Source organism: Verrucomicrobiota bacterium, from assembly GCA_016871535.1.
In the GTDB taxonomy this organism is placed as follows: domain Bacteria; phylum Verrucomicrobiota; class Verrucomicrobiia; order Limisphaerales; family SIBE01; genus VHCZ01.
The window spans coordinates 1-12,640 of the sequence record VHCZ01000030.1 but is presented as its reverse complement, the minus strand read 5'-3'; the positions used below and the strand labels follow the sequence as shown (position 1 = coordinate 12,640).

9 protein-coding genes are annotated in these 12,640 nt (G+C 60.0%); 8 read left to right on the top strand and 1 reads right to left on the bottom strand.

Going from position 1 to position 12,640, the window contains the following annotated elements; translation table 11 throughout:
- Positions 1-219 precede the first annotated feature (219 nt).
- From FJ398_06345 to FJ398_06325, 5 genes are all read left to right on the top strand, one after another.
- Positions 220-1,305: a MoxR family ATPase gene (locus FJ398_06345; protein MBM3837571.1), complete on the top strand. Its 1,086-nt coding sequence runs from the start codon at positions 220-222 to the stop codon at positions 1,303-1,305.
- 43 nt (positions 1,306-1,348) lie between these two features.
- The gene (locus FJ398_06340; protein ID MBM3837570.1) at positions 1,349-2,212 is read left to right on the top strand and encodes a DUF58 domain-containing protein; all 864 of its coding nucleotides are present in this window, start codon (positions 1,349-1,351) and stop codon (positions 2,210-2,212) included.
- Positions 2,213-2,362: 150 nt separating this feature from the next.
- Positions 2,363-4,360 carry a hypothetical protein gene (locus FJ398_06335; protein ID MBM3837569.1) on the top strand — a complete coding sequence of 666 codons (1,998 nt, stop codon included), beginning with the start codon at positions 2,363-2,365 and terminating at the stop codon, positions 4,358-4,360.
- A 379-nt stretch (positions 4,361-4,739) separates the two neighbouring features.
- Positions 4,740-6,938 carry a VWA domain-containing protein gene (locus FJ398_06330; protein MBM3837568.1) on the top strand — a complete coding sequence of 733 codons (2,199 nt, stop codon included), beginning with the start codon at positions 4,740-4,742 and terminating at the stop codon, positions 6,936-6,938.
- 387 nt (positions 6,939-7,325) lie between these two features.
- A complete protein-coding gene (locus FJ398_06325) occupies positions 7,326-9,761 on the top strand; it encodes a hypothetical protein (protein ID MBM3837567.1) in 2,436 nt (811 codons plus the stop codon).
- A gap of 17 nt (positions 9,762-9,778) precedes the next feature.
- Here FJ398_06325 and FJ398_06320 read toward each other — a convergent pair whose 3' ends face one another.
- Positions 9,779-10,243, bottom strand: coding sequence for a Uma2 family endonuclease (locus FJ398_06320; GenBank protein MBM3837566.1), 465 nt, complete (start codon positions 10,241-10,243; stop codon positions 9,779-9,781).
- 166 nt (positions 10,244-10,409) lie between these two features.
- On the opposite strand from FJ398_06320, the gene FJ398_06315 reads away from it, so the two are divergent.
- The 3 genes from FJ398_06315 to FJ398_06305 are packed head-to-tail and all read left to right on the top strand — an operon-like array spanning position 10,410 to position 12,120.
- A complete protein-coding gene (locus FJ398_06315; protein MBM3837565.1) occupies positions 10,410-10,748 on the top strand; it encodes a hypothetical protein in 339 nt (112 codons plus the stop codon).
- 24 nt (positions 10,749-10,772) lie between these two features.
- A complete protein-coding gene (locus FJ398_06310) occupies positions 10,773-11,603 on the top strand; it encodes a hypothetical protein (protein MBM3837564.1) in 831 nt (276 codons plus the stop codon).
- Between the two features lie 19 nt (positions 11,604-11,622).
- On the top strand, positions 11,623-12,120 hold the full coding sequence (locus FJ398_06305; GenBank protein ID MBM3837563.1) for a tetratricopeptide repeat protein: 498 nt from the start codon (positions 11,623-11,625) through the stop codon (positions 12,118-12,120).
- Positions 12,121-12,640 lie beyond the last annotated feature (520 nt).

Sequence of the window (12,640 nt, the reverse complement as noted above, 5' to 3'; positions counted from 1 at the left end):
GACCGGCAGCAACGTAGGGCAGGCATCCTGCCTGCCCAGCGAGCGCCACAGCGCGAGCGGACGAAAACGCACCGCATCCGAGGAGGCCGGCTGGAAGCCTGCCCTACGTTAACCGCCGAGCGCGTCGGCCTATTCGTTGCGGACTGGGAGCGCGCTTGCGGAATTCAAAAGTCTATTGTTGACCAGCCTTGCCAGCGTCCCGTTCACTAACCCGACACTATGAGTGAACCTACGAAACCGGCCGGCAAGAACGCGCCCGGCCCAGCAGCCGCGAAGATTGTCCCTCTGCCTTCAGCGGCCACCAAAGACGGCGACGTCGCCGCGACCGACGAGCTTCGCCGCATTTACGAAAGCATGCGCGCGGAACTGGCCAAGATCATCATCGGCCAGGACGACGTGATCGAGGAAATGTTGATCTGCATCCTGGCGCGCGGGCATGCGTTGCTGATGGGCGTGCCCGGACTGGCCAAGACCACGATCGTCAATTCGCTCGCCCAGGTGATGTCCCTGCAATTCAGCCGCATTCAATTCACGCCCGACCTCATGCCGTCGGACATCACGGGCACGGATATTTTGCAGGACACGGATCAGCCGGGCCGCCGCCAGTTCGTGTTTACCAAAGGCCCCGTGTTCGCGAACATCATTCTCGCGGACGAGATCAACCGCACGCCGCCCAAAACGCAATCCGCGCTGCTCGAAGCGATGCAAGAACATCGCGTCACCGTGGCCGGGCGCTTCTTCTCGTTGCCGACGCCATTTTTCGTTCTCGCCACGCAGAATCCCATCGAACAGGAAGGGACGTATCCGTTGCCCGAAGCGCAGTTGGATCGGTTCATGTTTTTCATCCACGTGGATTATCCGAGTCATGACGAGGAACGGCGCATCGCGCGTGAAACCACCGGCGCGCCGCCCGCTCCCCTGCAAAAGCTGATCAACGGGGAGGAAGTCACGCGCTTCCAGGATTTGGTGCAACGCGTCCCGGTGCCCGACCACATTTACGACACAGCCGTGGCGCTGGTCCGGCGGACGCGTCCGCGTTCGGAAGAAGCGCCCGAATGGCTGCGCAAATGGGTGACGTGGGGCGCGGGGCCGCGCGCCGTGCAGTACTTGGTTCGCGGCGCCAAGGCCCACGCGATTTTGCACGGAAGTTATCTGGTGCGCATGGAAGATCTCGAAGCCGTGGCGCAACCGGTCCTCACGCACCGCATTCTGACCAACTTCCAGGCGCAGTCCGAAGGCATCACCAGCACCTTCATCGTGGATCGGCTGTTGGAAGAGAACCGAATGGAGGCGCAGCGTGCCTGAACACGGCGCCAATTATCTCGAACAACATGTCCTGGCGCGGCTCATGGCTCAGCCGCTGTTGTCGCGCTTTCCTATGGAGGGGACCGTCTCCGGCCAGCACAAAAGCCCGCATCGCGGCTCGAGCGTCGAGTTCGCCGAGTATCGCAATTACGTGCCGGGCGATGATATCCGCCGGCTGGACTGGCGCGTGTTGGGCCGGACCGACCGCTACTACATGAAGGAATACGAGGCGGAGACGAATTTGCGTGGCTACCTCGTTCTGGATTGCAGCGCGTCCATGAAGTTCATGGGGAAGCACGCCCGAAAGTTCGATCTCGCCAGACGCCTCGTCGCCACACTCGCCTACTTGATCGTCCACCAGGGCGACGCCGCCGGTTTGCTTTGCGTCAGCGAAAAGAAAGTGTTCGACATTCCGCCCAAGCGCAATCCCGCGCACCTGCAATTGATCTGCGAGACGCTGGACAAAGCGGAACCGCGCGGCGAAACGGGCCTGGTCGCCGCGCTCCATGATCTCGCGGAGAAAGTTCGACGCCGGGCGTTGATCATGGTGTTTTCGGATTTCTTTGCAGATCCGGACGAGCTGCTCAGTTGCTTTCAGCATCTGCGCTTTCAAAAGCACGACCTGGTCGTGTTTCATCTCCTCGACCGAATGGAACTCGATTTTCAGTTTGAGCGGCCGGTGCGGTTTCTGGATCTGGAAAGCTCGTTCAGCCTCGTGACGGAGCCGGCGTCGATCCGGATCGAATACCTGCATCAACTGCACCTTTACTTGGAGCGCTTGAAAGCCGGTTGCCACGAATTCAAAACGGACTATCGCCAGGTGCTGACCGACCAGGACTACGGGAATGTGCTCGCGGATTTCCTCGTCGAACGGGCGCAGCAAGCGGCGCTTTCGGCAGCGGGATAACTGAACGGAGGTCGAAGTGTTCGTATCTGGTTTTAATCTTACTTCTAATCCTGCCCTCTCTCCGAAGTCCATTGGGTGCGTGAGTAGGATTAAGATTAGGATTACGAGCAGGATTAGGAGTAAGATTAGGAGTAGGAGTGCCAGCAGAACATGACCTTCCTCCAACCCTACATCCTCTGGGGTTTACCCCTGGTGCTGATTCCGATCCTGATCCATTTGATCAACCGGTTGAGGCACCGGCCACAGCAATGGGCGGCGATGCGGTTTTTGCTCTCCGCTTCCCGCAGCTCGGTCAGTCACCAGAAGCTCCGGCAATTCCTCATCCTGCTTTTTAGGGTGCTGGCTGTGCTCGCGCTGGTTCTCTTTGTCAGCCGGCCCCTGGCGGGCGGCTGGCTCGGCTGGATGTTCTCCCCGGCGCCCGACGTGATTCTGATTCTGCTCGATCGCTCGGCCAGCATGGAAACGCAAATCCCGGGCGCGCCGACCTCCCTGCGCGAGCAAGCCTTAAAGTTGATTTCCCAAATGGCGAAAGAATTCGATCAAACCAGCCACCTGGTTCTGATCGACAGCGCATTCCGCAGCCCGCAAGAGATCGCGAACGCTCAAAGCCTCGTCGGCCTTTCGCTGACGACGCCGACCGACACGGCGGCGGACATTCCGGCGATGTTTCAAACCGCGATCAACTGGCTGATCGAAAACCGCGCCGGCACCGCCGAGATTTGGGTTGCGTCCGACTTGCAACGCAGCAACTGGCAGGCGGACGATCCGCGGTGGAAGAACATCCAGGAGCGGCTTCATTCGCTCCCGCAGAAGGTTCGCGTGCGCTTGCTCTCCATTGCCGGAACGGCGGAGCCAAACGCATCTGTGAGTTTGAAGGAGGTCACTCGGCGCCAACGTCTCGGACAAGCCGAGCTTCAAACGGTGGCCGACTTGCAGCGCAACGTGAATCAATCCGCGTCTGTCCCGCTGAACATTACGCTCGATGGCGCCCGCTCTCAGACCGAAGTCATGATGGAAAGCCAATCCTTCCGCTGGCGATACAAAACGCCGCTCGGCGCAAAAAACCCCGCCGGCTGGGGTTCGCTGGAGCTGCCCGCCGACGCGAATCGCCTCGATAACACGGCTTATTTCGTCTATGGCCCCGAAGCGGAATCCCGAGCGATGGTGGTCGCGTCCGACGCGCAAAGCGGGCGTTTCTTTCGCTTCGCCGCCAGCAGCGTCGTCAACGGCGCGCGACAACCGGCCGAAGCCGTCTCCGCCGCGGGCCTCCACACCGCAAACTGGTCCGACAAGAGCCTGTTGATCTGGCAGGACGCGCTGCCGGTGGATGCGGCCGCGGACCGCGTTCGTGCTTTCGTCGAGGAGGGCGGCGTAGCCCTGTTTTTTCCAACCGGACAAGCGGACGCCAATCGATTCATGGGCGCGAGCTGGGGCGAAGTGAGAACCACGACCGACGTCAAGCCGTTCCGCGTCGGGCGTTGGGCGGAAGAGGAAGGTCCGCTGGCGAAAACGGACGAAGGCCTGAGCTTGCCCCTGTCGAAAGTCCCGTTCCTGCGCCGCCAGACCGTTACCGGAGCCAAGAACGTGCTGGCGACATTCGAAGAGGGAGCGCCGTTTCTCTCACGCCAGACTCTGGGACGAGGCGAACTCTATTTTTGCGCCTCGTCTCCGAATCGGGAGTGGTCCGGGTTGAGCGACGGGCCGGTGCTGGTGCCGATGCTGCAGCGGTTGATGCAGACCGGAAACCGCCGGCTCCAGCAGCACGCCTCCCTGGTGTGCGGCGAACTCAGTCCGGCAGATCAAGCGCGGCGGTGGACCGCCATCGACACGGCGGCTGCCAAAGACATTCGCACGCAAGCCGGCGTCTATCGGGCGGGAGACCGGATGGTGGCGGTCAACCGGCCGGTGACCGAGGATGAGCCCGGAATTTTGGAAATGGCGGACGCGCAGCGATTGTTCGAGGGCGTGCCGTTTCATCTGTTTCAGGAAACCCCGAATGCGAGCGAGCAACTGCAAAGCGAATTCTGGCGCTTCTTTCTTTTTGGCATGCTGCTGTTCCTGATCGCCGAAGGCGTGCTCATCCTGCCGCGGGGGACCCTGCGGATTCAAACGCGGCAAGATGTCGCGGCCGTACAGACTTCGTCATGATCCCGAAAGAGTCAGCCCAACCGCGAATGGACGCGAATGGACGCGAATGGAAACCGCGATTCGCGCTGGCCCATGGCCGCTCGCCGCTCACCTCTCGCCTCTTTTCCCACTCGCGTGTATTCGCGTGCGTTCGCGATTTACTGAGTCCGAACTGCGGTGCAGAGCCCGCTTCAACACGGGAAATGCGGACCGGAAGCCGATTCGCCAAGGTAGGGCAGGCTTCCAGCCTGACTCATTTACGCGTTCTGACCGAAGCCGTTCAGGCAGGCAAGCTGCCTGCCCTTCTTGACGAGCATTCGCCGCTGCGAGTCAGGCCGGGACGCGGTTGGCCTTGGCCTCCGTTTTCTCCGTTTCCTCCTGTTCAGATTCTTGTGCCGACATGAACCGCTGGTCCTTCGCCGCCTCCCTCCCGGTGCTGTTGTTCGGGCTGATTGCCTGGCTGGCCTCGGCCTGGCTCTGCTATTCCAATTGGAACCGCGGTGGACGCCGCCGCGCGACGGCCTGGCTCGAAGGATTGCGGTTCGCGCTGATCACGCTGCTCGCCTTCACTTTGTTGCGCCCCGAATTCGTCCGCCAGATTCAACGCACGGAATCTCCGGAGGTCCTCATCCTGACCGACGCGTCCGGCAGCATGAAAACCCGCGACGTGGTCCTTTCCAACAGCGTCATCAGCCGCGCCGAATGGCTCGGACGCGCCCAGAAAACCGAATACTGGAAGCCGCTCGAAAAGAACGCCAAAGTCATCCTCGAGAATTTCGCCACGCCGCCGGCACAAACCAACGTGGCCGCCGGAAAAGCCGAAGAAGGCACCGACTTGAACCGCGCGCTCGAAACCGTCTTGCAGCGCCAGCGCAATCTCAAAGCCGTGATGCTGCTCACGGACGGCGATTGGAACCTGGGCAAATCTCCGATCGGCGCCGCGACCCGGTTTCGCGATCAAAGCATTCCGGTTTTTGCCGTCGGCGTGGGCCGCGAGGCGCCCGTGCCGGACGTCGCGCTGGCCAGCGCTTCGCCGCCGGCCTACGGACTTTTTGGCGAACAGATCTCCATTCCTTTCCGAATCCAAAACTTTCTTCCCCGCGAAGTGAAGACGGTCATCACGCTGATGGACGGCAAGCGGGAGGAAACCAAAAAGCCCATCACGATTCCGGCATCCGGAGAATTGCAGGACGCCATTATCTGGTCGCCGCGGTCGGTGGGCGAAAAGACTTTGACGTTGAACTTGCCGCGGGAACCCGATGAAGCGCTGCCCGAGAACAACGAACAAGCCTTCCGCATCGCCGTTCGATTGGAGACGCTCAAGGTGCTGGTGGTCGATTCGCTCCCGCGCTGGGAGTACCGTTATTTGCGCAACGCCCTGGAGCGCGATCCCGGCGTGGAGATGAATTGCATTCTCTTCCATCCGGGCATGAGCGCCGGCGGCGGCCGAAATTATCTGCCGTCCTTTCCCGGGACCAAAGAAGCGCTGTCGCGTTACGATGTAATTTTTCTGGGAGACGTCGGCATCGGACAGAACGATCTGACAGAGAAGGACGCGGAGTTGATCAAAGGCCTGGTCGAACAACAAGCGAGCGGGCTGGTGTTTCTCCCCGGTCGCCGGGGCCGCCAGCAAACGCTCCTCAAGAGTCCGCTGCAAGATTTGCTGCCCGTCGTGCTGGACCCCACGCGGCCGGAAGGCACGGGCATGCAAAACGAATCGGCGCTCCTGCTCTCGACTGTCGGCAAAAGCCATCTCTTGACGCGATTCGATACCGACGCGGATCGCAATGAAGAAATCTGGAGATATCTCCCGGGCTTCTATTGGTCGGCCGCGGTGGAAAAGAGCCGGCCTGGATCGGAAGTGATTGCCGTGCATTCCGCGCTGCGGAATTCCTGGGGCCGAACTCCGCTGCTGGTCACGCGCTCGTTCGGCAGCGGGAAAGTTTTGTTCATGGGCACCGACAGCGCGTGGCGCTGGCGGCGGGGCGTCGAAGACAAATTTCATTATCGCTTCTGGAGCCAGGTGGTGCGATGGATGGCGCACCAACGGCATCTGGCCGAGAAGGAAGGCATCCGCCTGAGCTACAGCCCCGAAACTCCGCAGGCCGGCGACATGATCTTCCTGCAGACGACCGTGCTCGACGCGTCCGGATTCCCCATCGAGCAAGGGCCTGTCGTCGGCAAGATAACCTCGCCGTCCGGCCGCAGCGAGCGGGTCGAGTTCGGGCCCCTGGACGGGGGCTGGGGCGTCTTCAAAGGCAATTTCAGCCCGCAAGAAGGCGGCCGGTACAAAGTCTCCGTCGCCGCGGAAAAGCACGGGCGCACTCTCGACACGGAAATCCTGGTCAACCAGCCGCAACGCGAGAAAGTCGGCCAGCCCATCAACCTGGAAATCCTGCGCGAGATCACCGGCATTACCGAGGGCGCCAGTGGCACGGTCGATTCGCTCGAACAACTCGTGCGGCGCATCTCGCTGTTGCCCGAAGCCAAGCTGATCGAACTGCGCACCCGCTTGTGGTGCGATCCTTGGTGGGGCGGGCTGATCTTGACGCTGCTGGCGGTCTATTGGGCGGGGCGGAAATTGGCGGGGATGGTTTGAATCGTCGAAGGGTTCTGTCCGCACATGCGCGAGCGCGGTTGAACTGTGGCCGAAGGCGAACCTTGGATCCCATTTTGGTTTGAAACTGGACAGTGGCTATCGGTTTACCTGTCTGGAAGAAATCGAAGAGACGCAAGCAGGTGCCAAGGAACAGCGAACCCTTTATCTGACCGAACACGAGCCGGTGTGATCGCGCGCGATCATGCAGTCGAGGTCAATACAAGGAATTAGTTTCTCGGTTTGCCAATCGTACTTTCGAGATTCCTCTTCGTCGTCATCCTCATCCCAAGGATATTCTGCAAAGAACGGATTTGCGACGCAGCCATCTTTCGCTCGCCTTGCGGATTCGCCGCACTAGAATGAACCCGTTCACCAGACGGATCGCTTATGAAGATGCTCCTTCCTCTAACCTTTGCTGCCCTCTTTATCGTCCGCCTTATCAACTGCGCTTCGGCCGCGGACGCCAGCAAACCGGAGCCGCTCCCCGGCACCCAGCCGCTTCTGATGACCGACGACATCGCGTCGAATCTGGTCGCGGGCGTGGACCGGTTTCTCTTGCGCAAACTCGACGAATCGGTCGAAAAACGGACGAAGTTTTGGAAGCGCGATTTTTCTTCGCCCGAGGCTTACAGCCGTTCCATCGAGACCAATCGCCAGCGGTTGGCGCACATCCTCGGCGTGCGCGATCCGCGCGTCCCGTTCGATGCGCCGGAACTGGTCGTGACGACAAGTCAGGAAACGCCCATCGCGCGCGGTCGGACGTACGGCGTCCATGCCATCCGGTGGCCAGCCTTTGGAGACGTCCACGGTGAAGGTCTCTTATTGACACCAAATGAATCGTACGCCGCCAAGATGGATCCAGCGCTGCTCAAACGCTACGGGCTGTTGCCGGCCACGAATCGCCTTCAAATCGACCTCATCGCCATTCCCGACGCGGATCAAACGCCGGAACAAATCTCCGGTCTGGCTGCGGGAGTCGCGCCGGAGTCCCAGTTGGCGCGTCGTCTGGCGGAAAGCGGCTGCCGTGTCCTGGTGCCCTCATTGATCAATCGCGAAATGGGCCGGCGCAAAGTCGCTCATACCGATCGAGGCATGGCGCTCAGCAACCGCGAATTCCTTTACCGATCCGCCTTTGAATTAGGCCGAGGGCTGGCCGGCTACGAAGTTCAGAAGGTATTGGCGGCGGTCGATTGGCTCGAAAAAGAACGTTCGGCCAAGGCTGCTTCGACAGCCGATCGCCCATCGCCCATCGCCCATTCAAAAATTGGAATCATAGGATGGGGCGATGGTGGAATGATTGCATTGTATGCCGCGGCGCTCGACACGCGCATCGATGCGGCGTGTATCAGCGGCTACTTGGATGATCGGCTCGATATCTGGCAAGAGCCTATTGATCGGAATGTATTTGGACTTCTGGATCAATTCGGTGGCGCGGAACTGGCGTCCATGGTCGCGCCACGCCCGCTCATCATTGAGGCGGCCAGAGGACCGGAGGTAACGCTCCCGGGCAAAGGCGGCGGCGCCCCAGCCCGCCTGGTGACACCAGAACTCAACAAGGTTCGGGCCGAGTTCGATCGTGCGAAAGGTTTAATCAAGGAGTTGAAGCCAGTGCCGCCGATGGAGCTTGTCGTCAGTGGCGACGGCACCGGCCCCGCTGGTAGCGCGGAGGCACTTGCGAGCTTTCTCGCCAACCTTTCGCCGGGCGCCAAACCGACGGGTCTTGGCTCTCTGGCCAACCTCGCTGAAACGCCAAAGGACTCGCAGAAGACCTTAGATCCGCAAGCCCGGCTCGCCCGCCAGATGCACGAGATCGACCGTCACAATCAGTGGCTCCTCACTGAAAGCCCGTACGTCCGCGCCGAGTTCATGAAGAAGCTCGATACCACCTCGCTGGAGAAATACGAGAAGTCCGCCGAACCGTATCGCCAGTTCTTTTACGACGAAGTCATCGGGCGCTTCGCGGACAAACCGCTCCCGTTCAATCCTCGCTCTCGGAAGGCGTACGACACCGAGAAGTGGACGGGTTACGAGGTCGTTCTGGATGTGTTCCCGGACGTGATTGCTTACGGAATCCTGCTGCTCCCAAAAGATCTGAAGGCCGGCGAGCGCCGCCCGGTTGTGGTCTGCCAGCACGGGTTGGAAGGTCGGCCGCAAGATGTCGTCACCGGAGACAAAGCCGCGTATCACGATTTCGCCGCGAAACTCGCCGAACGCGGCTTCATCACGTTCGCGCCGCAGAACCTCTACATTTTCACGGACCGTTTCCGGACGCTTCAGCGCAAGGCGAACGCGCTCAAGAAAACGTTGTTCTCCATCATCACACCGCAGCACCAGCAAATCGTCGATTGGCTGAAGACGCTGCCGTACGTGGATGAGAAGCGCATCGCGTTTTACGGATTGAGCTACGGCGGCAAGACGGCAATGCGCGTGCCGGCGCTGGTCACGGATTACTGCGTGTCGATTTGTTCCGCCGACTTCAACGAATGGGTGTGGAAGAATGCGTCGTCCCGCAGCCCTTACAGCTACGTCTGGACGGGCGAGTACGAGATTTTCGAGTTCGACCTCGGCAGCACGTTCAATTACGCGGAGATGGCCGCGCTGATCGCGCCGCGGCCGTTCATGGTCGAGCGCGGACATTTCGACGGCGTGGCGCCGGACGAGACGGTCGGTTACGAATTCGCCAAAGTCCGGTTCCTTTACGAAGCGAAGCTGAACATCGGCGACCGTTGCGAGCTCGAATGGTTCGTGGGTCCGCACACGATCAACGGGAAGGGGACATTTGACTTCCTTCACAAGCATCTCCAGTGGCCGAAGCCGAATTGAAGGGAAATCGGGAATCCTCAATCCAGCGAAACCGTGGAGGGAAAGGTGGGGCAGAGGCCGGACCTGGCGATCTCGCCGGCGGGATTGAGGAAGGTCATTCGGCCGTTCAAATCACAAAGCCAGAACTCCTGGGCGCCTTTCTCGAAATAGAGCCGCTCGCGCTCCATCAACTCCGCGCGCGAGTTGGAGGGGGATTCGATTTCCACACAAATCTCCGGCGCGATCAGATAGCACGCTTCCTTCAATTGCGATTCTCGACGGAGCCGAGACACCCAGGCGACGTCCACGGCCTTGACGCCTTCCGATGTTTCCAATCGACACTCCGCCAGATCTCGCCCTCGCGTCAGGTTACCCTGAAAGTAGTAGTAAGTCGTTGAATTCCTGCTGGAACCGCCGGATGCGACAGAACCGTTTCGGCCTCGACCGACGCGCAACGCTGCAGCCGGCCAGCGCGCCCCGCCCCTGTGGGCTGTGGCGAGCAAAACCCCAAGTTATTTTTGAGCAGGCCCTAAAGTCGCAGTGAAATCTGCCGACTCTTGTGACTAAGCGGCAACACGAATGCGTTGCCGAGTGATTGGAAACACTCACGTTTCCGGCGGCATGGATGCCGTCAAAGTGGACGATAGATGAGACAAAAGGATTTGTCTTATGGTCATTAAGCTGAATGGCGCGGGCCTCTCTGCTCTGGCAGTGGATCAATCGAATCCTTCCGGCAAGGATGCGGAAGTCGATCCGCTGGCGGATAAGTTCGTCCCGCTGGAAATCAGGCCTGGATTGATGAGCGGAAACGGAGCAGAGGCCGATTCATTGACGCCGCGCTTCCAACTGGAAGAGCGGCTCGAATCGCTGTTGGCCCGGAGTTTGAATTTGGTGGTGTCGAAGGCCATCGAGAGAAAAACGCGGGAATATGCAGAGACGTCCCACCCGAATATCATTGCGTCGGGCCTGAGCCGAAGGCCATCCGAGTTTTATCCCGAAGCGGCATAAGTCCGCCAAGTAGCGAGGTACCCGATGAGTGAGCAAGTCACGGCTTCGCTGGCAGGATCCCGTCTGCCGCCAGATCCGCGGTCTGCCGCATACGGTTTCAAACAGCACAAGCGCAAATCCGGTCAGAACGAATCCTCAGGCGATGCCGACACGCTCCTGGTGGACATGTCTCAAACCCGGTATCGCGAGCCGGCCGCGTCCAACCGGAGCGATGTCGATGAAGCGGTCTCGTTCAGCCAAACACAGGCTGCATTTCTGGGGGTGGTTCAGAACGCACTGGACCGCATGAACGAGTTGAGCGTCCTTTGTCAGGACACCACGAGAAGCAACGCCGACCGCGCGGGATTCACGGTCGAGTTCACGCAGCTCCAAAACTTTGTCAGCGACATCGGAACCAAGAAATTCAATGGGGTGGGCCTCTTCAACGGCGCGACGCTGAACGTAGGGGACGAAGCCGCAGGCACGCGCGTGCCATTGAACGCGATTGACTGGACGGCTGCTCGTCTCGATCAAAGCATGGCTGTCGCTTACGACTGCAGCGTGACGGAAGTAACGACGCCGGGTGGCGCCAACGCAGCCGTCGCCAACATTCGAAAGGCGCTGGAAAATCTGGTGGAGATGCAATCCAACGTCTGCACCAATCTCCAGCGATTAAGCCTGTCTAACGAGCAACTTTCCGTCCTGAACCAAAACCTTTCCGCGGCGAACAGCCGCATGAATGACATTGACTGGGCCAAAAAGCTCACCGAGTTGGCGCGATTCCGAATCCTCGGGGAGGCGGTTTCCGCTCGGTCCACTCAGGCCAACACGAATCCCCAAACCGCCATTCGGCTTTTGGAGCCAGATCGCTCCTGAGGTAATCCGCTACTTCACCATGAAACCAATTCAGCCGCCGGACCGCCATTTTCTGCTCGCGGCGCAGGGATGGCTCGAACTGGGAAACCAGAAGGAGGCTTTCAAGGAATTGCGGAAGATTTCTCCCGAATTCAGCGGCCACCCCGAAGTCATTAGAGCGCGCTGGAAACTCTATAACGACATCAAAGGCGAAAAAGGGACTCAGGTCATCGCCGATATCATTTCTGAACTGGGCTTGACGAGCGTGATGAGCCAGGTCCACCGCGCGCGCAGCTCCCACGCCGCCTTGTGTCGGTCCATGCCGTCCGGCGAAACGGTGCTCGCCTCGGTAAAGCTCCCGTTGCTCTTCGCCGTCCCCTACAATCTGGCTTGCTACGCGTGTCAGTTGGGGAACCTGAAAGAAGCCTGGGAATGGCTTCAGGTCGCCGTCGAGCTTTGTGACGCGCAGGAAATCCGCAGTCTGGCGTTGAACGACACCGATCTGGAGCCGCTGTGGGGTCGGATCCGGGAGCTGTAGTTCCAACCCAAGCCTTCTGGCAAAGGCCACCAATTTCACCAGGCCTCGGGCCGGTTCGAGAATTCGTCCTCGGCTTGGGTGCGGGGCGGCGGTTCGAGTGTCATCACGATCGCTTGCGAATCCGGCTCCATCATGAGGATCACGCGCGTACCCCACAGCCCATGCCGCAGGCAAAAATCCACGGCCCGCCCGCAGTTCTTGAACCCCAACGCCGCATTGGGATCATTGACCCAACGTCCGAGGGCGCAAAAGTAAAGGCCTGAATTCAGCGTGTTCGCGTCTTGGAGGAGGACTCATAACCACCTGGCCCCAGCGGTTGGTTTCGATTCGGTACGGCAGCGCTGTCAGAAATCTATCTTCACAAATCTCAGCCCAAGTCATGATCTCTCCCCTTAGGGTTTGTGCAAAAATAAATTCCGGTTTTGCTGGAGGCGATTTCGCTTTCTGGCGAGGCACGACGAAGGAGCATAGCCAGGGCTCTGTGACTGAGGAGAAACGAAGCCAGAAAGCGAAATCGCCC